The sequence below is a fragment of the Alteromonas sp. P256 genome (assembly GCF_036864455.1).
Taxonomy (GTDB): domain Bacteria; phylum Pseudomonadota; class Gammaproteobacteria; order Enterobacterales; family Alteromonadaceae; genus Alteromonas.
In genome coordinates this window covers 484,567-506,474 of record NZ_JAZETM010000002.1, presented here as the reverse complement: position 1 = coordinate 506,474, position 21,908 = coordinate 484,567, and the positions used below count along the sequence as shown (strand labels likewise).

Sequence of the window (21,908 nt, the reverse complement as noted above, 5' to 3'; positions counted from 1 at the left end):
CCCTAATTGGGCTGTGAAGCTCATTCTAGTTTTTTCAGAAATAGGCTGCTTTTACGCTATCGCAGGTTGTGTCCTTGGACGATAAAATTTCGATGTCTCTTTGCACTAACGGTAGTTCCCAACTTAAAAAGTACTCCGCAGCGGCAAGCTTGCCTTCATAAAAATCTACGTCTTGGCCTTTGGCACCTTGAGTTAACGCCTGCTCTGCTACTTTGGCCTGGCGCAGCCAAATCCAGCTAACCACACAACTAGAGAACACATTAAGGAAACAGCTTGCGTTAGTAAGTAGTACCGACTGTTTGTCTGAACGCAAGTCGCCCGCCGCTTGTTGAATTAGCTCGCCTAGCTTATCTAAATAGGGTTTAAGCTTTTTAGCAATGGCTTGAGCACGAGGTGTCTCCGCTCGCTTCATATCAGCGGTAACGCGAGCAAGAAGCACTTGAAGGCCTTTACCTTCATGTTGCCATAGCTTTCTGCCAAGCAGGTCGAGAGCCTGAATGCCGTTGGTTCCCTCATGAATAGGGTTTAAACGGTTGTCACGCCAGCACTGCTCTACTGGATATTCACGGGTGTACCCTGCTCCGCCTAAAACTTGTATGGCTAAATCGTTTGCTTTAGGGCCAAACTCTGACGGCCAGGCTTTGAAGACAGGCGTGAGTAAATCGAGCAGTTGAGAAAGCTCGGTTCGCTTGGCTTCATCTTGTTCTGTTTCTAGCTCGTCTATCAACATGCTGCCGTAAAGGCAAAGAGACATACCGCCTTCACAATACGACTTTTGCGCTAGCAACATACGGCGCACATCGCCATGATTAATGATTGGCGTTGGATCATCCTCAGGCGCCAAATTCGGAGCAGCACGGCCTTGGGTTCTATCTTTTGCGTAGTCTAGCGAGTAGCGATATCCTCTATAGCCAATCATAGCAGCACCATAGCCAACCCCAATTCGCGCTTCGTTCATCATCATAAACATGTAACGTAAACCTTGGTGCGGCTCACCGATAAGGTAACCGTGACAATCGTCGTTGTCACCAAAGGTAAGCGCCGTTGATGTAGTACCGCGATAGCCCATTTTGTGAATTAGGCCAGCAAGTGACACATCGTTTCGCTCACTCGGGTTGCCTTCTGTGTCTAATCGGAACTTAGGCACTGCAATAAGTGATATGCCTTTAACGCCAGCAGGGCCACCAGGAATTTTTGCTAGAACAAGGTGAACAATGTTGTCTGAAAGCTCGTGCTCACCACCTGAAATATAAATTTTACTGCCTTTTACGCGATAGCTACCGTCTTCTTGAGGCTTCGCTGTTGTGCGGATGTCTGCAAGTGCAGAGCCTGCATGGGGCTCTGTTAACGCCATCGTGCCGGTAAAATCACCAGTGAGCATTCTAGGTAAAAACGCATTTTTGATATCTTCTGAGGCAAAGTGCTTAATTACGTTCGCAGCGGCGGCAGTTAAGAATGGGTACGACGTGGTTGATGGGTTTGCCGCGAGAAAATAGCCAGCACACGCATTCATTACGGTAACAGGCAGCTGCATACCGCCGTCTTCATAATCAAAATGTCCGGCAATAAAACCCGATTCTCTGTAGGTATCGAAGGCCACTTTGACATCGTCAATCATGGTTACTTTTTTACCGTCAAACGTAGGCTCGTTTTTATCTGCAATAGCATTGTGAGGAAGGAAAAGCTCTTCCGCCATTTTTTCTGCCATATCGACAACGGCATTAAATGTCTCTACGTTATGATCTTCAAATCGTGTTTTTGAGCAAAGCGCTTCTGTGTCTAGCACTTCATATAACTGGAATTGCATTTCTCTGCGGGGAATAATTTGATCGGCCATGTTCGTCTCCACGAATAATTGTTAACGCATTGTGTCATATTCGTTATCGTGCCATTATTGTCATTAATGACACAATAATGGTCAAAACAGCCATTAATCATCTAAACTAATTAAATATCATAAGTCGCATTATCTTCATGAATGAGTTGTATGAATAACGCCCCGTTTACCGTCACCGTTTTTGGTTTCAATCACGCCCTCGCCTCGGCGATTACTGGCGCACTTGATGTATTCGCCTTTGCGGGAATTAGCTGGCAACGAATTCACAACCTGCCCACCTCACAGAAGTTTAAAGTTCAGCTTGCTAGCGCCCATGGACTGCCTTTTCATTGTTCAAATCAGCTTACTCTCACGCCAAATATTGCCATAGAAGATGTAAGCCATACCGATATATTGCTGATCCCCACTATAGGCGGCGATATCGACACTGTGCTTACTGAAAATCAGTCACAGCTGGTGCATATAAAACGCTTGCATAAAGTAGGTGCTGATATTGCGGCAAACTGCACTGGCACCTTTTTACTTGCTGATACTGGCTTGTTAGACGAGAAAGTAGCAACCACCCATTGGGGCTATGCCGAAAAGTTTACACAGCAATACCACAACGTAGATTTACAACCTGAGAAGATGGTGACGGAGCAGGATAATATTTATTGTGCGGGTGGCGGTATGGCATGGATAGATTTAGCAATCCTGCTTATAGAACGTTACTGCGGCCATCAGATTGCAAGTGACACAGCAAAATCTCACGTTCTCGATTTCTCTAGAACCAATCAAACTGCTTATGCTAGCAGTCGGCAACGCCGTTTTCATTCTGATGAAGATATTATGGCGGTACAGTCATTTATAGAAGAGCATCTCGCCGACACTATTTCTGTGAGTGCGTTAGCAACTACCCATAACATGACCGAGCGCACATTAACTAGGCGCTTTAAACTTGCCTGCGGCACAACGCCTGGGCAGTATCTTCAATCGTTGAGAATCGAAAAAGCACGTAAGCTCCTAGAGACCACTGCCATTTCGTTAGAGAAGATTATTAATGCAGTGGGTTACGAAGACCTAAGCTCTTTTACCCGTTTATTTAAAAAAATAACGGGCCTTTCACCATCCCAGTACAGGGCAAAGTTTAGGCGCAACTAGCCGATATAATCGTTTCGACTGATATTCAAATTAAAGGTAATTTTGCTAAAAACTGCAGCATTTTCTTATAAATTTAGGTAAACTCGCGCTCGTTGCGCAAATCTAACAAAAATAAGCGCACTACACTACAAAGAAACTGACACAATCATCTTGGTGAAAACATGAGTTCATATAAAATCGCGTCATTGGCGTTAGCTATCAGCGCTGCTTTTAGCACGTCGGCACTTAGTCAAGAAACCACAACGACTGAAAAGAAAGAATCAGCACTTGAAAAGATTACTGTAACTGCGCAAAAGCGTACACAGTCAATCCAGGAAGTTCCAATTTCAGTTGCCACATTAAGCGGCGAAAACTTTGAAAGCCTGTTTTCAGGCGGTGAGGATATTCTTGCATTAGCTGTTCGTGTTCCGGGTCTTTACGCTGAATCATCAAATGGTCGCGTAGCACCACGATTTTACATTCGTGGCTTAGGTAACACCGATTTCGACTTAGCCGCTTCACAACCTGTTTCTATTATCATGGACGAAGTGGTAATGGAAAACGTGGTTTTAAAAAGCTTTCCACTGTTTGACGTTCAACAAGTAGAAGTACTTCGCGGCCCGCAGGGCACGCTTTTTGGCCGTAATACTACAGCGGGTATCATCAAATTTGACACGGTTAAGCCTACGCAAGACTTAGAAGGTTATGCAAAAGCAGGCTTCGGCAATTTAGGTACAATGAATTTTGAAGGTGCAATTAGCGGCGGTCTTACTGATGACTTGTCAGCTCGTTTGTCGGTGTTATCTCAAGAACGTGATAACTTTATCGACAACGCGTTTACTGGCGAAAATGATGCGCTTGGTGGTTTCGACGAAAAAGCGTTCCGTTTACAGCTTCTTTGGGAGCCTTCGGCTGACTTCTCAGCGCTTCTTAACGTACATGGCCGCGACCTTGAAGGTACCGCTTCTGTGTTTAGAGCAAACGTGTTCGACAAAGGTAGCAACAACTTAAACGAGAATTATGATCGCGATACTGTATTTTACGATGGCGATCTTGAAGGCGACGGCATTGATAACAATCCACAGGCATACGAAGGTTTTGGTACGTCACTAAAACTAGAGTATGACATGGACACTGTAACATTTACCTCAATTTCTGCATTAGAAACAGCCGACGGTTCAAGCCTTGGTGACGTCGACGGTGGCTTTAACAATGCAGACGGCACATCGGGTCCAGGGTTCATTCCGTTCTCTGCAGTGACTAAAGATGAGTTAAACGACCTTGAGCAATATACTCAAGAGTTCCGCATTTCCAGTAACACTAATGACCCTATGAACTGGCAACTCGGTGCATTCTATTACGACGCGTCATTTAACGTCACCAGTATCGATGGATTCTTCGGCGCGACCACAGTTTTCCATGAAAACCAAACGTGGGCCCTGTTTGGTCAAAGCTCTTACCAAGTGAACGAAAAGCTAAACGTAACAGCTGGTGTACGCTACACGCACGACTCTAAGAGCCTTGTTGTAGGCGAGCAAAACGTAAACGGCTTTGCCTTAGTCATTGGCGCTGCAAGTATCCAAGATTACGACGATATCGATGTAAGTGACGGACAAGCAAGCTACGAGCTAAGTGCGAACTACCGCATTACAGACGACATGTCTTTTTTCGCACGTTACGCTAATGGCTTTAGAGCACAAACTATTCAAGGTCGTGACGTAGCATTTGAAGGCGCGCCTTCTGTCGCTGACTCTGAAACTATCAACTCATTTGAAATTGGTTTCAAGTCTGACCTACTTGACGACTCTTTGCGCTTGAACGCTGCTGCTTTCTACTACACAGTTGACGATATGCAGTTCTCCGCTATCGGCGGTGGTAACAACTTTACTGCCCTAGTTAACGCAGACCAAGGCGAAGCATATGGTTTTGAAGTTGACGCACAATGGCTCGCTACCGATGAGCTTAGCTTCACAGCAGGTTACAGCTATAACCACACAGAAATACAGGATGATTCACTGACTGTTTCACCATGTGGTACAAACGCAGACTTAGGCTTTACTGGTAACTGTACAGTAACCGATCCTCGTCCTGATGGTTTTGTTGCATCTATCGACGGCAACCCTTTCCCACAGGCACCTGAATCAATCTTCAACTTTACTGCTCGCTACACCATTCCTATGGGTGACGACGGTGAGTTCTTCGTATTTACCGACTGGGCTTTCCAAGGTGAAACCAACCTATTCTTGTACGAAGCGGTTGAATTTACTACCGACAATAACTTTGAAGGTGGCCTGCGTGTAGGTTATGAAAACTTTGCGCACAACTACACAGTTGCGTTATTTGGTCGAAACATTACCGACGAAGACAATGTAAGAGGCGCAATCGACTTTAATAACCTGACGGGTATTGTTAACCAGCCTCGTATTTGGGGTGTAGAGTTTAAATACACATATTACTAAGCCATTTATTAACGGATAGCTTTTGTAATAAATAGCTTTTGTATTAAATAGAAATGGTAGCCAGTTGGCTACCGTTTTTTATGCGCAATACAAACGCTGCGCACTTTTATCTGCGCAATCTCTCCAATTATGCCGCCAATTGAACGTCTTGCTTAGCGCGTTTTACTAACTGCTCTAACTTTCTACATACCTTCACCCAACGCGCTACACGTTGATAGTATACCTGTTCTATCAGGTTACCTTTTTCATCAAACAAAAAACTAGCCAGTTTTCCTTTGTGTGAAGGCAAGTAGAAGTGGTGAACATTGAAACACTTCGATAACGGTGCATGCGCTACTTTTTGGTACATGCAAAACGGCAAGTTGTTTGCTCTTTCGTCACCGCCTGTCAGTCGCACACGACGTTGAAATTCATCTGCACCAGGACTCACTAAAATGCCATATTTAGTAATTAACGTATCTACTGACTTAATACCTGTTTGCATATCGTATCTCCTGCCAACGCTTAATCATCATCGGAACGCGCCTTCTACATAGTTTTTCTACATGGTTTTTCCACATAGTTGCAGAAGTAAGAAAGGGCGGCACCATTTTAAATCGAGTCATTTTAAACCATACTGTATATATACAGTATATGTGTATTCGTACGAAATGCAAACAAAAAAACCGCTCATAAGAGCGGCTTTCAAATATAGAGTAAAGTATTTAAATTTTAGTTGGTCATCAGGGCATAAAAACCTAGTTCAAAGCAGACTCTAAAAATGCCCATTGGTCGGCATAGCCCTGAATACGCATCCACGTGGGCGTGCCAGCACCATGACCTGCTCTGGTCTCAACTTTTAGCAGTATGGGGTTATCACAACCTTGGTCAGCTTGTAGCTGAGCAGCAAATTTATAACTGTGCCAAGGTACAACCCTATCGTCGTGATCGCCTGTGGTTATCATAGTCGCAGGGTAACACGTGCCTGCTTTTGTGTTGTGTAACGGCGAATAAGCATATAGCGCTTCAAACTGTTCTTTGTTTTCACTCAACCCATAGTCTGAAGACCATGCCCGGGCATTGGCACTTGGCGTGTGATAGCGCAACATGTCTAACACGCCCACCGCCGGTAAAGCCGCCGCAAATAAATCTGGTCGTTGAGTGATAACAGCACCAACCAATAAGCCTCCGTTTGAACCGCCCTGTACCGCGAGTTTTTGGCTTGACGTGTAGCCCTTATCAATCAGAAAATTTGCGCCTGATATAAAGTCATCAAACACGTTTTGCTTGTTTAATTTAGTGCCAGCTTGGTGCCATTGCTCGCCGTATTCACCGCCACCGCGAATGTTTGCGATAGCAAGCACGTTACCTTGTTCTACCCACACCATGCGAGAGATAGAATAGCTTGGCAGTAAAGAAATGTTAAAACCGCCATACCCGTACAATAATGTTTTGTTATTGCCGTCTAGTTCTATGCCTTTTTTATGCACAATAAACATAGGTACTTGGGTGCCATCTTTGCTGGTATAGAATACTTGCTTGGTCACGTAGTTGTCGTAATTGATGCCAGTATCAATGGTTTTAAAAACCGTGCTTGTTCCGGTGTTTAAATCGTATTTAAATACCTGCCCAGGGTTAGTGAAACCAGTTAGTTTATAAAATGTCGAGTCTGCGTTTTTACTGCCATTAAAGCCCGATACATTACCAATATCTGAAAACGCCAATTCCTTTAGCTTATTGCCTTTGGTGTCAAACACAACAACGTTTGCTTTTACGTCTTTTAAGTACTGTACGAACAGTTTGCCGCCAAAGAGCGATACGTCTCGAAGCGTTGCGTCACTGCTTTGTATGATGGTGGTTCTCTCACTGACAATTTTGCCCGTTGATGACGTATCGCTTGCCGGGTTATCCGTTAGGGAAACTTGAATTACTTTTCCGGTAGGTGCGTTTTCAGTAGATGAGAAAAAGAGCGTGTTGCCTTCTTCACCAATAAGCTCATATCTGCCATCCCATTTATCGAAAATTGGCAGTAGAGGCCCGTCTTCGGCAAGGGATTTTGCATAGACACCATTTGACTGATAGCCTTCGAATACGGAAATCAGCAGCGTTTTTCCACCTTGAATTACCTCAGGATACGGGTTCCATGTTGGTTTATCATCAAACTTGAAAATAAGCTTGTCTTCGCGCTGCTCAGTGCCTAATTGATGAAAGTAAATCGAAACGGTTTGGCTATCGTCATACTCACCGTTTTCATCTTGTGGATAGCGAGAATAGTAAAAGCCCGTTTCGTCAGGCAACCAAGCGATATTAGTGAACTTCACACCGCTTAAAATATCGTTAGTATCTAGCTTTGAACTCACATCACGTACGTGCACTGTTTTCCAATCGCTGCCGCCATCAGACAGTGTATAGGCAAGATAACTGGCTTGAGGGCTCACCTCGGTAGAGGACATAGACACGGTGCCATCATCACTTAGCGTGTTGGGGTCTATAAGTACGTCGAAGTTTCCTTCACCTTTCCCTTCGCCTTCTGCATCGCCGGACACATAGATGACATACTGATTCTGTAGCCCGTTGTTGTAAGTATAAAACACCTTCGAATTAACCATATAAGGTGTAGAGTACTTCTCGTAATCCCAAAGGGCAGTTAGGCGTTCTGTATAGCGCTCGTGAGATGGAAGCGCACTTAACAGCGGTTTAGCTAACGCATTTTGCGCATCAACCCACGCTTTCACCTCGGGTGTATCTTGCGCTTCTAACCATCGATAAGGGTCGTTGACACTTATCCCGTGATAGTTATCTACCTGAGCAATCGTTCTTGTCGTTGGGTAAGCCCCCGACGTAACAGACAGCGTAGGCATAAAAGTAGAAGTGCCTGTTTCTTGCGTGCTGGCTTCTTGCGTGCTGGCTTCTTGTGCGCTTACTTCTTGTGGGCTTAGGCTTGAGATGTCTGCACTATCTTTTGAGGCCGAATCAGATTGGTACGCCGAATTACAGGCAACCATAGCACCAGCCGCTAACACCACAGCAAATGAACGCATTGATTTAATTATCAAATTACTCTCCTTAAAAACACGGCCATTTTGAGATCAGCCTGCATTTTCAATTTCAGAATTACTGTTTGCCGCGTTATTTTTACCCTTAAAAATCATTCTTATGTCGTTAAGAATTAAGTACAGCGCAGGCACAAGAAGCAGTGTAATAACAGTGGCAAACAAAATACCGAACGCCAGTGAAATGGCCATTGGTATTACAATTTGCGCCTGCAAGCTGCGTTCAAATACAATAGGCATCAGCCCCATAAACGTAGTCAGTGAAGTCAGGATAATGGCCCTAAAGCGCTGCGTACCAGCACTTATCGCGGCATCCATTAACGAGAGTCCCTCTTTACGCGCCCGGTTTACAAAATCCACCATAATTAGGCTGTCGTTTACCACAACTCCCGACAGCGCAATAATTCCGCAGATGGACAGCACGCTTACCGCCATTCCAAGCACCAAGTGACCAATAATAGCCCCCACCACGCCAAACGGTATTACCGACATAATAATAAGCGGCTGACTGTAAGAGCGAAGCGGAATCGCCAACAGGGCATAAATGGCAAACAGAGCAAACAGCAGTCCTTGCATTAGGCTAAAAATAGCGTCGGCTTGTTCTTTCGAATTACCCTGTAGCTTAAATTCAACGTTGGGGTAGCGCGCAAGTAAGTCTGGCATAATGTTATCTACAACATCATACGTTACCTCAGACGGGTCCATTAAGGCCTTATCCACTACACCTGTAATGGTAACCGAGCGTTTACCGTCAACGCGAATGATAGAGTCGAAGCCTTGACCTAAATTGAAGGTTGCGACTTGTTCAAAAGGGATCTCTTGGCCGTTTGGCGCTCGTACGCGCATATTCTCAAGGTGCTCAATTGAGCTGCGTTCAGATTTTGGATAGCGCACCATTACTTTAATTTCTTCATCGTCACGCTGAATACGCTGTACCTCTGCGCCGTAAAAGCCAAAGCGAACTTGTTGCCCTAACTGCTGCAGCGTAATGCCAAGGGCATCCGCTTGTGGCTTAAGCGCCAGCTGAATTTCATCGCTACCACCAGAGAACGTATCGTTAATGTCTGTAACGCCTTCGTAGGTATCAAGAACTTCTTTTATTTCATCCGTAATAGCGCGAAGCGCATTAATATCGCTAGAACTAAATTCGAAGCTAAGATCGGCGCCACCACCTGGCCCACCTGGCGAGCTAATGCTAAAAGTTTTCACACCGGGAATTTCTGGTACTTCTTCACGCCAGCGATCTTGAATATCAAAGTCTGACAGCGTGCGAGTTTCCCCTTTGGTGAGCTCTGCAAAAATTTCACCACCCAAGTTTCCGTTATCGAAAGTCATGGCGTGTTTAATAACGTTAGAACCCGTTTCTTCTTCAATCTTTTTGTCCATTCTACTCATGGCATCTCGAAGGGTATCGAGCACGCGGTCGCGCTGAGCAATGGAGGAGCCAGGTTCTAATTCAAAGCTTGCCGACATAAAGTCGCTTGGAATACTGGGGAAAAATACAAACCGCACAATCCCGCCGCCAAATAAACCAACCGTTAGAATAAGCATGGCTAGGAAAGTGGCTACAGTGGTATAGCGGTTTCTCACTGCTTTAGCCAAAAATGGGGCATAGGTATTGTGAATAAACTTCTTAATGCCTTCGCTGAAGAAGTCTCTAAAACGCTGAAATTTATTTGCTTTTGCCGGGTCGTATGGCTTCAGCTTCATGTGCACTAAATGCGCGGGCAATATCAGCTTTGACTCTATGAGAGAGAAGACAAGACAAACAATAACCACCATACCGATGGTTTTCCAAATAATGCCGAAGGGCCCTGATACCATTAGCATTGGCGAGAATGCGGCAATGGTTGTTAACACACCAAAGGTTGCAGGCATTGCTACCTTTTTGACCCCAGCGATAACATTTTCTGCGCTATGGCCTTTTGCGTCTATTTCGGAATACGCAGACTCCCCCATAATAATGGCGTCATCTACCACAATCCCCAGAACTAATATAAAAGCAAATAAGCTAAGCATGTTAATGGAGACACCAATCATGTCTAAGGGCATCACTAACAAGGTACCCAAGAAGCAAACAGGCAGCCCAATAATCACCCAAAACGCCAGCTTAATTTTGAGAAACAGAGACAACACCAAGAAAACTAACAAGGCACCGAAAAACATGTTTTCTAGCATCATGTTGAGTCTGTCAGCGAGGTAAAACGAGCTGTCTCCCCATGTGTCTGCTGTAATGTGCGCAGGGAACGTCTCTTTTTCTTTGTCGATGTATTGGTTAACTTGCTCAGATATTTCTAAGGCATCTTGATCGCCCACAGCGCGAACACGCAAACTAACCGCAGGCTTTCCATCAAATAACGCGTACTGATTGTTCTCGATAAAGCCATCGTTAATGTAAGCCACATCGCCTAAAGTTACCCGAGTACCGTTGCTGTTTGACACTAAAATAATTTGTGAAAAATCCCAACCGGTATACGCCTGACCTTTCGTTCTTAATAAGATGTCGCCATTTTCAGTTCTTATTGAGCCACCTGGCAAGTCGATACTTGACTGGCTAAGACGCGCCACAACATCGGCGAAGGTGAGGTTATATTTTTGCAGGTCAGACTCAGAAAGCTCGATTGAAATTTCATAATCGCGAGCACCCACCACCTGAACACTCGATATGCCGGGCAGGTTTGCAATATCATCGCGAAGGTCTTTTGCAAACTCTTTTAACTCGCGCTCGGTGGCATCCCCATACACCGATACCCAGATAACGTCTTGCTGAATCTTTTGTCGATATATAACCGGCTTTTCCGTATCGGCAGGAAAGCTGGGGATTGCATCAACCTGAACCTTAATTTCATCGAGCAAAGACTTAACGTCGTAGCCCTCTTCAACTTGAATACTGACGGTTCCCATGCCCTCAACTGCAGTAGCGTTAAGCTGCTTAATTCCCTCAAGCTCCTTCACGGCTTCTTCTATTTTCAGCAGTACGCCCTCTTCCACTTCTTGTGGCGCCGCGCCCAAATAAGGAACTCGAACATTGACTACATCAATTTCGAAACTAGGAAACACTTGTTTTTGAATTGAGAATGCACCAAATAAGCCACCAACGACCAATAGCCACATCAATAAGTTAGCTGCTACGTTGTTGCGCGCAAACCAAGCAATCAATCCGCTATGTGTATCTATACGACTCATTCGCTGCCACCTTCTGAGGTATCAGTATTAATTTTTTCTTTATCTGAATTTTTATCAGTGCCTTTATCTAGCTCAGCTTCTTCGGCTAACACTATTTCATCGCCTGGCAGTCGAACTTTCATTCCGTTATAAGGGTTAGGTACTGCACTTGTCACTACCAAAGTGCCTTCGTTTATACCGCCGCTAATAAACACGTCTTCAGCCGTAGTGCGTGTTACATCCACAGGAACAATTTCAAGCTCGCGATTTTCATTCACAGTCAGTATGGTGTTATCTAAACGAAGAATATTGCGGGGAAGCACTATTAAGTTTTCATCTCTGCCTGAGGTAATCTCGGCCTCAACAAATTGTCCAAATCGAAGTGGAGAGTCATGCTCGTCATTAATTTGATAAGGCAACGTCACTTCAACTACAGCAAAAACGACACGACTTCCGGTATCCAAAATACCTTCAGAGCGAACTAGGCGCCCAGTCCAACTGCGTTTTGCACCGCCCACTGTGGCCCGTAAAGTAACCTCTGCACCGTCTGATGACTGGTCGGCAATGCTGATAAACCTTAAGTCGCCATCGGTGATTGGCAGCCTTACCTCAGCCGTATCAGTTGAATACACTGTACCAATTGGCGTTCCCATTGTTACAAACTGACCTAAATCGATATTTCGCTCGACCACAATACCGTTGTAAGGCGCTTTTATTTTTGTGCGCTCCAAGTTACGTCTTGCACGCTCTAATTTTGCTTCTGAGGCTTTTACATTCGCTTGTTCTTTGGCGAGTTGCGGCTTGCGTAACCCTAACTCGGGAGGCGTTGAATTGCGTACTGAACGCCATTCTTGTTCAGCAACTTTCCCTCTCGCAATTTCTTCTTGTAGGGCAGCCTGAGCTTGCGCAAGTTCAGCTTCAGCAAGCTTCATATCGGTCATGTAGTCTTCTTGCTCTAGCACAGCAAGCACATCACCTTTTTTGAACGTTCCCCCTACTACAAAATGGTCAGATAGAGAGACGACTTGCCCACTTACCTGCGCACTCAATGCAGTTTGATGTTTTGGGACAACGTTACCCTGTGAACTGACGACAAAACTAATAGACTCGGGTGACACCTCTTGCGCGTCTACCAAAAAGGCCGGTATCTCGACGGGAACCTGTTCGGGTGGTTTTTTAGCGCTGATCATGATTGCTGCTGCAATGAACGCAACAACAATAATAATAAGTGGTATACCACTCTTTTTTAAACCGGAGTTTTTCATTTTCTATCCCTAGGAACGTGTTGCTAAGGCCTGTTAAAGAAGACCTGATATTTTATTATTGTATGTAACCAGTGTACTGACTTTTCTTGTTTTTTGCTTTACATAGATTGTTAGATTTTATGTATTTTTCGCTGAAAATCGCATCGCTGAATAAAGCACGGGTAATATAAGTAATTATTGGGCTAATAAAAAGTCTGATTGAAAAACTTTCGATAATCGGTGATTATTTATGCGCTCAATTGAAAAAGAGCGTTAGAAAAGACACTTTTTCTAAAAAAATATTTTCGCTACGTTGAAGAGAAACACATTATGAGTCTTAAGAAGCAATACCTTAAATCTAAACCAGTGTGCAAAGTGACATTTCGACTGAATGCGGAAGCAGCAGGAGAAGCGAAAAACGCAGAGCTTTGCGGCGATTTCACTGGCTGGGACGAAAAGCCACTGTCGATGAAAAAGCTGAAAAGCGGTGACTTCACGCTAACAGTGAATCTAGAAAAAGATGCCGAATATCAATTCCGCTACCTTTTAGACGGTAAGACCTGGGAAAATGACTGGGAAGCCGATGCATACAGAACATCACCAGTTAGTTTTGAAGAGAACTCCGTAGTTCGCGTGTAATTCGTTCATCGTTCGCTTTTAACGCACAATTAGAAAAATTATAGATTCCCTACAGAAAGGGCTGCAGAAGCAGCCCTTTTTTATTGCGTTTTATCGCTTGTATTCAAACAGGTATTCAGTCAGATGTTATACAAACATACTGCTAACAATTGATTAAATAGCGCCTTCCAATTCTGGAAGCACTTCAAACAAGTCACCCACCAAGCCGTAATCTGCAACTTGGAAAATAGGCGCTTCTTCGTCTTTGTTAATAGCGACGATAACTTTAGAGTCTTTCATACCAGCAAGATGCTGAATGGCACCAGAAATACCCACTGCAATATAAAGCTGAGGAGCAACAATCTTTCCTGTTTGGCCTACTTGCATGTCGTTTGGTACGAAACCGGCATCAACGGCTGCACGGGATGCACCCATAGCTGCGCCTAGTTTGTCAGCAATACCTTCAAGAAGCTTAAAGTTCTCGCCGTTTTGCATACCGCGCCCGCCAGAAATAACGACATCGGCAGCAGTAAGCTCAGGACGCTCTGATTCTGTAAGCTCTTCAGATACAAAATCGGACTTTTCGTTTGCTTTTACTACGTCGATAGCAGCAACTTCAGCGCTATTGCCAGTTGAAGCAGCATCGAAAGACGCAGCTCGCACAGTAATAACTTTCTTTGCGTCACCTGATTGTACAGTCGCTATCGCATTACCCGCATAGATAGGACGAATAAACGTATCTTCGCTTTCTACGCCAATAATATCTGAAATTTGGGCTACATCGAGCAGTGCCGCAACGCGAGGCATGAAGTTCTTGCCTGTGGTTGTTGCTGCAGCAATGACATGAGAATAATCGCCCGCTAGTTCAAGCACTAAGTCGGCAACATTTTCTGCTAGCTGATATTTATAAACTGCGTTGTCTGCAAGCAACACCTTAGTAACGCCGTCTACTTGCGCCGCTGCATCAGCAACCGCCTGACAGCCTTCACCAGCAACCAATACATGAATGTCGCCACCCATTTGCTTTGCAGCATGCACTAGCTTATTAGTTTCGGTTTTTAGGCTCGCATTGTCGTGTTCTGCGTATACAAGTACTGTCATGAGATCACCTTCGCTTCATTTTTAAGTTTGTCTACTAACTCAGCAACGTCTGCTACCTTAATACCACCCTCGCGCTGTGGCGGTGGCGTTACTTTAAGCACTTTCACGTGAGATTCTAGCGCTACACCAAAATCTGCCGCTGCTTTAACATCTAGAGGCTTGCGTTTTGCCTTCATGATATTAGGAAGTGACGCATAACGAGGTTCGTTTAAGCGAAGGTCTGTGGTTACTACCGCAGGAAGAGAAAGCGCTACAGTTTGAAGGCCGCCGTCTATTTCACGTGTAACGTGCACTTTTTCACCATCGATGGCTACTTCAGAAGCGAACGTGCCTTGAGGCATTCCCGTTAATGCTGCTAGCATTTGACCCGTCTGATTATTATCAGAGTCGATGCTTTGCTTGCCTAGGATAACCAGCTGAGGCGCTTCTTCTTCAACAACTTTTGCTAATAGCTTAGCAACTTGCAAAGAATCTAGGTTTTGATCGGTATCAATCTGAATGCCGCGATCAGCACCTAATGCCAAAGCCGTGCGAATTTGTTCTTGGCAGCTTTTATCGCCAATTGAAACAACAACGATTTCAGTGGCAACCCCCTTCTCTTTTAATCTTACTGCTTCTTCAACAGCAATTTCACAAAACGGGTTGATAGCCATTTTTGCATTAGTAAGGTCGACGCCAGATTCATCGGCTTTCACTCTTACCTTAACGTTGTAGTCGATCGCGCGTTTGACCGGTACGAGTATTTTCATATTTACCTCAATTATAGAGTTCGTCGGTGTCTACTACGTTTCACTAATAATTAACTATTAAAAATTAAAAACGTATTACTTCACCACGCTTTTTGAAACTTTAATAAAGTACATTACGTTAAAAAAGAAACCGTGGAACGTCCGTTTTTACAAGGCTAGCTCGAAAAAGGCGTTAACACCACGTTTACCAGCGCATAAAATGCGTTGTCAGTTAACGTTAACGTAAACTGCTATGCAATGTACTTACTGTTGACGTAAACGTCAACCTGGATTACCTTGCAGGTCGACATTTAATTTACATGTTTTTGACACATTGCATTATTTGTTTCATCAATAGTGCATTATAAAAATACGAACATAAGGAGCCTCCCGTGGAACGAGAATCGATGGAGTTTGACGTAGTCATCGTCGGTGCCGGCCCAGCTGGACTATCAACTGCTTGTAAGCTAATGCAGCTTGCAAATGAAAATGACCAAGAATTAATGGTTTGCGTAGTCGAAAAAGGCTCCGAAGTAGGTGCACATATCCTTTCGGGTGCTGTTTTTGAGCCTCGAGCCATGAATGAGCTCTTCCCCGATTGGAAAGAGAAAGGCGCGCCACTTAACACGCCTGTTACTGAAGACCACATTTATCTACTTAACGATGAGAATTCGGCCAAAAAGCTGCCAAACAGTATTACCCCAAAAACCATGCATAATGAGGGCAACTATATTGCCTCTATGGGTAATGTTTGCCGCTGGCTTGCAGAACAAGCCGAACAGTTAGGCGTTGAAGTATTTCCTGGCTTTTCTGCCGCAGAAACAATTTACAACGAAGACGGTAGCGTTGGTGGTGTAATAACGGGCGACATGGGCGTTGGCGAAAATGGCGAGCATAAAGATGGCTACATGCCGGGTATGGAGCTTCGCGCGAAATACACGATATTTGCAGAGGGCTGTAGAGGCCACCTTGGTAAAGAACTTATTTCTCATTTCAACCTAGATAAAGACAGTTCACCACAACATTATGCCATTGGCTTTAAAGAAATCTGGGATATCGACCCAGCCAAACACCAGCCAGGTTTAGTGGTGCACAGTGCGGGATGGCCACTAGATGAGGCTACCGGCGGCAGTTACATGTATCACGCCGAAGATAACCAAGTGTTTGTGGGTTTAATTGTTGACCTTAACTATGAAAACCCTTACTTGAGTCCTTTTGATGAGTTCCAACGTCTAAAACATCATTCGGTATTTAAGCAATACCTTGAAGGCGGTAAGCGGGTTTCTTACGGCGCTCGCGCCATTGCAAAAGGTGGGTTTAATTCACTGCCTAAAATGACGTTCCCTGGCGGTCTACTAGTAGGTTGTAACGCTGGTACACTGAACTTTGCGAAAATTAAAGGCAACCATACGGCCATGAAATCAGGCATGTTGGCTGCTGAGAGTATATTTGAAGCAATAAAAGAAAATAATGAAGCACCAGTTAAAGAATTAACCAGTTTCACAGACAAATTTAAATCATCTTGGGTATACGATGAATTATTCCGTTCGCGTAACTTTGGCCCGGCAATTCATAAATTGGGTAATTTCTGGGGCGGTGCATTTAACACCTTAGAACAAAATTTCTTTAAAGGTAATTTACCCTTTACCATGAAAGATGAGCATAAAGATTATGCGCAGCTTAACGAAGCGGATAAATCACAAGAAATCAGTTATCCAAAACCAGACGGCGTTTTGAGCTTTGATAAACTATCTTCTGTGTTTTTATCCAATACAAACCATGAAGAAGATCAACCCTGTCATTTGCAATTGAAAGATCCTTCTATTCCAATTCAGATAAACTTACCGAAATTTGCAGAGCCTGCTCAACGTTATTGCCCTGCTGGTGTTTATGAAATTATTGAAGATGAAGGTGAAAAGCGTTTTCAGATTAATGCGCAAAACTGTGTACACTGCAAAACCTGCGATATTAAAGACCCTAGCCAGAACATAAAATGGGTAGTGCCTGAAGGTACGGGCGGTCCTAATTATCCAAATATGTAAATGTTGAGTCGATTTGTGTAAAGGTTTGCTTTTTAGCGACTGAATTACACTGTACATCGTATTAAATTAAAAAGTGGGCTCTGCTCGCTTTTTTTTTGCCCGTTTATTAATTATTATCATTAGGAATTTACACCCAACGTACTAAGGTTAATTAATGAGTGAATTTTTAGATATTTTAACCCATGGAAGACGTTTACAAGGTGCCGTAAAGGAATTAAGCATTGAAGAACTGGAAGAAGTTCAAGAAAAACTAGCAAATATTGTAGATAAAAGAAAAGAAAAAGCGTTAGAACAAGAAAAAGAAGTACAGCAAAAACGGGAAAAACTGGCTGCTATTAAACAACAAATGGAAGAAGCTGGTTTAAATGTTGAAGACCTACAGGCTCTAAGTAACGAGACAAGCAAGAAAACAGGTAAAAAACGCCCGGTTAAATATAAGCTTGTAGACGAAAAAGGCGTTGAGCATCCATGGACCGGCATTGGCAGAATGCCACGGGTTTATAAAGACGCCCTCGATAGCGGTAAATCGTTGGATAGCTTTTCAATTAATTAAGGCATGCCTTAATACATACTGTTATTAATTACATTTATGTAGGTCTGTATTGCAGGCCTCTTTATTTCATCAATTTATTTGGCGACTACGTGGATATAAATTACAAAATATCTCAATGCGATAATTCATCGTCATGGCTTTTTTTAATTCATGGATTATTTGGAAGCGCTGATAATTTAGCAATAATTAAACGGCATTTTGAAAAACAATACAATATTGTAAGCATCGACCTTCCTGACCACGGTGAATCGAAGTGGACAAGTGGATTTGACGTCATTAACGCAGCCAATGCCATTAACGATATTGTCGAAACACTTTCCCTTTCGAGTGTAGCCATACTAGGTCATTCTTTAGGTGGCAAAGTCGCAATGCAGTATGCACTTAACTACCCAGAGAAAGTGAGCCATCTTGTTGTGGCTGATATTGCGCCAGTTGCATACAACCACAGGCATTACAGCATATTTAATGGTTTAAATGCAGTTCCGTTAGATGACATTCAAGGTAGAAAAGACGCTGAAACTGCAATGGCTGAGTTTATTGAGGAACCTGGTGTACGACAATTCTTACTTAAAAGCTTGTACAAAACAGACGAAGGTAAATGGTCTTGGCGTTTTAATTTAGCAGGGCTGATAGAGAGCTACCCTCATATAGTAGACTGGCGACAAACGTCTAAACAATTTAACGGGCCTACCCTATTTATAAAAGGGGGAAATTCCGATTACATCACCGCGGATCATAAATCCGCTATCGGTACCTATTTCCCGAATGCTAAAGCGCATATTATCGAAGGTGTCGGGCACTGGCTGCATGCAGAAAAGCCTGCGGCTTTTAATGCAATTGTAGAGAGAATGTTACAAAAAAATTGATTTTTTGTATTTACAAAACAATCTCTTATTAAACTTGCACTGACAGCGAATACTATTACATATTTTTGAATGTTTTGGTCTCTTACACATTCGCATATTGTGATATCATTCGCGCAGATTTTGTAGATTACTGATATTGAATTAACGAAACCATGCTTGCAGAAAACTATGAACTAATAGAGTCCATTATGCTTTACGGCGGCCTTGCAATACTTTTTGCATTGATGGGCTTTGCTGTGCACGATGTATTGCGTAAGAACGATGTCCCTCTTATTGGTAAAGTAGTGACCTATGGCGTGCTTGGCCTAGGTGCCGTGGGGTTTCTAGCAAAGGGACTCATCGAATGGTTCTGGCTTAATTCAGGCGTTTAAACAGACAGAAATGATTAATAGAGGTTAGTTATGGCGAGCGTTGGCCTATTTTTCGGCAGTGACACGGGTAATACCGAACACGTAGCGAAGATGATTCAAAAAGAATTAGGTAAGCAACTCATTGACGTTAAAGACATTGCTAAGAGCAGTAAAGAAGATATTGCCGAGTTTGACCTTCTTATTTTCGGAATACCAACGTGGTATTACGGAGAAGCACAGTGCGATTGGGACGACTTTTTCCCAGAGCTAGAGGGCATCGACTTTAACGATAAGCTAGTGGCAATTTTCGGTTGTGGCGATCAAGAAGACTACGCTGAATATTTTCTAGATGCCATGGGTATGGTGCGCGATATCGTTGAAGCGAAAGGCGCAATTCTTGTTGGTCAGTGGTCTACAGATGGCTACGACTTTGAAGCGTCTAAAGGCATGGCCGACGACAACCACTTTGTAGGCCTTGGTATAGACGAAGACAGACAGCCAGAGCTCACTGACTCTCGAGTGAAAGCGTGGTGTAAGCAAATTCACGACGAACTTTGTCTCGCTGAACTCGCGTAAGCAACGCCAGTTTGTTAAATAAAAAAACCGCTCATGGTGAGCGGTTTTTTTGTGCCTGGCATTTTATTTCTGACATTATGTTTTCGTTTACAATTGAAAACGCTCAACCGCTTTTCGCAAGCTTTCAGTTTGCGCATCTAACTTCATGGTGGATTCGTTAGACTGCCTTGTGCTTTGAGCACTGGAGTCTGCCAAGCTGACAATGGTGTTTAAGCTTTGCGCTACGTCGGCTAACAACACGTCCTGCTGTTCGGTATCGGTGACAATATGCTCGTTGATGTTGCTTAGCTGCTCGATAATTTCCCGAATATTTTTTACCTGCTCTGCAACCTGGTGGGTAATATCAACGCTGCCCTTTGCCTGCTCTTTCCCAGATTCAATGGCTTTAACCGCTTCAGCAGCATCTTTTTGTAAATTGCCAATCATCTGCTCAATTTCTTCAGTTGAGTCATGAGTTCGATTTGCTAAGGTTCTTACTTCATCGGCAACAACAGCAAACCCACGTCCTTGCTCCCCTGCTCTGGCAGCCTCTATGGCTGCGTTAAGCGCCAGTAGATTAGTTTGTTCTGCAATGGTTTTAATAACATCAAGTATGCTACCAATGCTGCGAGAGTTATCATCTAACCGGGCGATAATCTCTGCAGATGTTTCAGCCTGTTTAGCTTGGCTGTCTACTTGCTGTCTATTTCGCTCTACAAGGTGACCAATGTCTTGACTCTGATTGGTAATATCCCGTAGCGCAGACATTGCCTGATTAATTTGTTTAAGGTTACTGCGGCTTTTTTCCTGTACATGTTGCGTATTGGTGGACGTAACCGTGACTTGCTCTCGTTGGTCATCCACATCGACTAGGCTCTTATCACCTAATTCTACGCTCTCTTTCGCTATTTCAATTAACCGCGTTTCCTGCTCTAAAATATTCCCAACCAGCTCTCTCAGGCTATCGGTCAGGCTATTCACTTTGGCAGACAGTGCTGAAAACTCATCATTACCTTTTTCAGGTAGCTTCTGGCTTAGATCACCCTTGCTCAATAAACTCAAACCGCGATTAATGCGGCTAAGTGGTTTTGAGATACTGCGGGTAACCACAACTGCCAGTACGATAGCGGTAATAAGGCCAAATACAGCAACAATAGTATTTTTAACTAAGTTAGCCTGTACCGATTCTAAAATTGCGTTTTGCCCGCTTAACGCTTGAGCTTGAACTCGTTTAAATAATGCGTTGATGTCGTCTAGGGCCGTATTAAGCGATGAGGTCGCATTGCTTCTCTCTTTTACCGTGTTTTCAATCATGTCTAGCTTTGCTTTTTGCAGCGCTGTTAACTTGTCGACAGCGACCAGTAAGGCATCGTATTGCTCGTTAAACGCACTCACCGTGCCACCGTCGTCTATTCCGCTTGCTAACCTATTTATATAGTCTTTATCTACCTGAAGGTTACTGAGTTGATAACTTAAATCATCAATAATCCCTAGGCTTTCTTCTGAGCGATTAGACTCTGCTAATTCGATAAATGAGTCATTGATTGTGAGAAGCTTATTATCTATGGCGGTGCCAGCGCCAATTAATGTTTCTATACCTGGGTCGTTAGAGTCGATGTAAGAAAGGTCAAGCATAAGTGCACTGGCCTCGTCGGCCACCATTAGCACTTGTTCAAGTTGGCTTTGCAGCTGCGCCTCTACTTCCATACGCGATTTTATAGCCGCATACATTTTATTGCTGCTATCTACGTAATGAAGACTATCTGCAATTGCTTTTTGAGCATCGCCATTTGAGGGCATTAACGATTTGAGGTTATCAAGATCTTCTGTGAATTCAGAAGATAAAGCATCAAACAATGCTTTATTCTTTTCGAATGAAGCAGCGTTTTCCACATGGAAGCCGTTTGCGGTGATAACAGATAAGGACAAAATTTCTGTTTTCACTCTTACCATGCTGGTTTGCTCAGGCATTTTTCGCTCAACCACATCTTCTGCAGATTTGCGGATATCGTTAAGGCCAAAGTAAGATAAAACACTGGTAAATAGAAGTAAGCATCCGAAGAGACCAAAGCCTAACGTTATTTTATTTATTATTGTTAACTGCATAATAGAATCCAACAAGTACGCCCGACAAAAGCAAGGAGTGTCATAATACTCTCTCAATTCTAGTTTAACAGTATGTAAATTCAATGCACCAAAAGTTTATATCTATTTTACATATTTATGTTTCTTATCCTGC

At 43.6% G+C, this 21,908-nt stretch carries 16 protein-coding genes; 8 read left to right on the top strand and 8 right to left on the bottom strand.

The window, feature by feature from the left end; genetic code table 11:
- Positions 1-34: 34 nt before the first annotated feature.
- On the bottom strand, positions 35-1,837 hold the full coding sequence (locus tag V7R39_RS05525) for an acyl-CoA dehydrogenase (protein WP_334029048.1): 1,803 nt from the start codon (positions 1,835-1,837) through the stop codon (positions 35-37).
- A gap of 150 nt (positions 1,838-1,987) precedes the next feature.
- On the opposite strand from V7R39_RS05525, the gene V7R39_RS05520 reads away from it, so the two are divergent.
- Positions 1,988-2,977 (top strand): GlxA family transcriptional regulator, encoded by a 990-nt coding sequence (locus V7R39_RS05520; protein ID WP_334029046.1) that lies wholly within the window; start codon positions 1,988-1,990, stop codon positions 2,975-2,977.
- A 161-nt stretch (positions 2,978-3,138) separates the two neighbouring features.
- The gene (locus tag V7R39_RS05515) at positions 3,139-5,415 is read left to right on the top strand and encodes a TonB-dependent receptor (RefSeq protein WP_334029044.1); all 2,277 of its coding nucleotides are present in this window, start codon (positions 3,139-3,141) and stop codon (positions 5,413-5,415) included.
- Positions 5,416-5,542: 127 nt separating this feature from the next.
- Here the strand turns inward: V7R39_RS05515 and V7R39_RS05510 are convergent, their stop codons facing one another.
- The 4 genes from V7R39_RS05510 to V7R39_RS05495 form a co-directional block, all read right to left on the bottom strand.
- Positions 5,543-5,899, bottom strand: coding sequence for a hypothetical protein (locus tag V7R39_RS05510; protein WP_334029042.1), 357 nt, complete (start codon positions 5,897-5,899; stop codon positions 5,543-5,545).
- A 253-nt stretch (positions 5,900-6,152) separates the two neighbouring features.
- Entirely contained in the window at positions 6,153-8,255 is a 2,103-nt protein-coding gene (locus V7R39_RS05505; protein WP_438823516.1) for a prolyl oligopeptidase family serine peptidase, read from the bottom strand.
- A gap of 228 nt (positions 8,256-8,483) precedes the next feature.
- A complete protein-coding gene (locus V7R39_RS05500; RefSeq protein ID WP_334029038.1) occupies positions 8,484-11,633 on the bottom strand; it encodes an efflux RND transporter permease subunit in 3,150 nt (1,049 codons plus the stop codon).
- The gene (locus V7R39_RS05495) at positions 11,630-12,877 is read right to left on the bottom strand and encodes an efflux RND transporter periplasmic adaptor subunit (protein ID WP_334029036.1); all 1,248 of its coding nucleotides are present in this window, start codon (positions 12,875-12,877) and stop codon (positions 11,630-11,632) included. The genes V7R39_RS05500 and V7R39_RS05495 overlap by 4 nt, the downstream gene beginning before the upstream one ends.
- Positions 12,878-13,186: 309 nt before the next feature.
- Between V7R39_RS05495 and V7R39_RS05490 the strand changes: the two genes are divergently transcribed.
- Positions 13,187-13,495, top strand: a complete 309-nt coding sequence (locus V7R39_RS05490; protein WP_269519848.1) for an isoamylase early set domain-containing protein — start codon at positions 13,187-13,189, stop codon at positions 13,493-13,495.
- A 153-nt stretch (positions 13,496-13,648) separates the two neighbouring features.
- On the opposite strand, the gene V7R39_RS05485 is transcribed toward V7R39_RS05490, so the two are convergent.
- Positions 13,649-14,575, bottom strand: coding sequence for an electron transfer flavoprotein subunit alpha/FixB family protein (locus V7R39_RS05485; RefSeq protein WP_334029033.1), 927 nt, complete (start codon positions 14,573-14,575; stop codon positions 13,649-13,651).
- Positions 14,572-15,324, bottom strand: a complete 753-nt coding sequence (locus tag V7R39_RS05480; protein WP_334029031.1) for an electron transfer flavoprotein subunit beta/FixA family protein — start codon at positions 15,322-15,324, stop codon at positions 14,572-14,574. The genes V7R39_RS05485 and V7R39_RS05480 overlap by 4 nt, the downstream gene beginning before the upstream one ends.
- A 371-nt stretch (positions 15,325-15,695) precedes the next feature.
- Between V7R39_RS05480 and V7R39_RS05475 the strand changes: the two genes are divergently transcribed.
- The 5 genes from V7R39_RS05475 to fldA all read left to right on the top strand — a co-directional run bounded on the left by V7R39_RS05475 (position 15,696) and on the right by fldA (position 19,690).
- Positions 15,696-17,345, top strand: a complete 1,650-nt coding sequence (locus V7R39_RS05475; RefSeq protein ID WP_334029028.1) for an electron transfer flavoprotein-ubiquinone oxidoreductase — start codon at positions 15,696-15,698, stop codon at positions 17,343-17,345.
- A gap of 154 nt (positions 17,346-17,499) precedes the next feature.
- On the top strand, positions 17,500-17,898 hold the full coding sequence (locus V7R39_RS05470; RefSeq protein WP_334029025.1) for an H-NS histone family protein: 399 nt from the start codon (positions 17,500-17,502) through the stop codon (positions 17,896-17,898).
- A gap of 89 nt (positions 17,899-17,987) precedes the next feature.
- Positions 17,988-18,764: an alpha/beta fold hydrolase gene (locus V7R39_RS05465; RefSeq protein ID WP_334029021.1), complete on the top strand. Its 777-nt coding sequence runs from the start codon at positions 17,988-17,990 to the stop codon at positions 18,762-18,764.
- Positions 18,765-18,916: 152 nt separating this feature from the next.
- Positions 18,917-19,135, top strand: a complete 219-nt coding sequence (locus V7R39_RS05460; RefSeq protein ID WP_032095830.1) for a DUF2788 domain-containing protein — start codon at positions 18,917-18,919, stop codon at positions 19,133-19,135.
- Between the two features lie 30 nt (positions 19,136-19,165).
- Entirely contained in the window at positions 19,166-19,690 is a 525-nt protein-coding gene (gene fldA, locus V7R39_RS05455; RefSeq protein WP_163107257.1) for a flavodoxin FldA, read from the top strand.
- A gap of 87 nt (positions 19,691-19,777) precedes the next feature.
- Here fldA and V7R39_RS05450 read toward each other — a convergent pair whose 3' ends face one another.
- On the bottom strand, positions 19,778-21,775 hold the full coding sequence (locus tag V7R39_RS05450; RefSeq protein WP_334029012.1) for a methyl-accepting chemotaxis protein: 1,998 nt from the start codon (positions 21,773-21,775) through the stop codon (positions 19,778-19,780).
- Positions 21,776-21,908 lie beyond the last annotated feature (133 nt).

Excerpts from the sequence above, each read along its gene's own strand:
- V7R39_RS05505 (WP_438823516.1), bottom strand. The coding sequence starts at position 8,255 with ATGCCTACGCTGTCTGTTACGTCGGGGGCTTACCCAACGACAAGAACG.
- V7R39_RS05480 (WP_334029031.1), bottom strand. The coding sequence starts at position 15,324 with ATGAAAATACTCGTACCGGTCAAACGCGCGATCGACTACAACGTTAAG.
- V7R39_RS05485 (WP_334029033.1), bottom strand. The coding sequence starts at position 14,575 with ATGACAGTACTTGTATACGCAGAACACGACAATGCGAGCCTAAAAACC.
- V7R39_RS05500 (WP_334029038.1), bottom strand. The coding sequence starts at position 11,633 with ATGAGTCGTATAGATACACATAGCGGATTGATTGCTTGGTTTGCGCGC.
- V7R39_RS05490 (WP_269519848.1), top strand. The coding sequence starts at position 13,187 with ATGAGTCTTAAGAAGCAATACCTTAAATCTAAACCAGTGTGCAAAGTG.
- fldA (WP_163107257.1), top strand. The coding sequence starts at position 19,166 with ATGGCGAGCGTTGGCCTATTTTTCGGCAGTGACACGGGTAATACCGAA.
- V7R39_RS05470 (WP_334029025.1), top strand. The coding sequence starts at position 17,500 with ATGAGTGAATTTTTAGATATTTTAACCCATGGAAGACGTTTACAAGGT.
- V7R39_RS05525 (WP_334029048.1), bottom strand. The coding sequence starts at position 1,837 with ATGGCCGATCAAATTATTCCCCGCAGAGAAATGCAATTCCAGTTATAT.
- V7R39_RS05495 (WP_334029036.1), bottom strand. The coding sequence starts at position 12,877 with ATGAAAAACTCCGGTTTAAAAAAGAGTGGTATACCACTTATTATTATT.
- V7R39_RS05510 (WP_334029042.1), bottom strand. The coding sequence starts at position 5,899 with ATGCAAACAGGTATTAAGTCAGTAGATACGTTAATTACTAAATATGGC.
- V7R39_RS05450 (WP_334029012.1), bottom strand. The coding sequence starts at position 21,775 with ATGCAGTTAACAATAATAAATAAAATAACGTTAGGCTTTGGTCTCTTC.
- V7R39_RS05460 (WP_032095830.1), top strand. The coding sequence starts at position 18,917 with ATGCTTGCAGAAAACTATGAACTAATAGAGTCCATTATGCTTTACGGC.
- V7R39_RS05515 (WP_334029044.1), top strand. The coding sequence starts at position 3,139 with ATGAGTTCATATAAAATCGCGTCATTGGCGTTAGCTATCAGCGCTGCT.
- V7R39_RS05520 (WP_334029046.1), top strand. The coding sequence starts at position 1,988 with ATGAATAACGCCCCGTTTACCGTCACCGTTTTTGGTTTCAATCACGCC.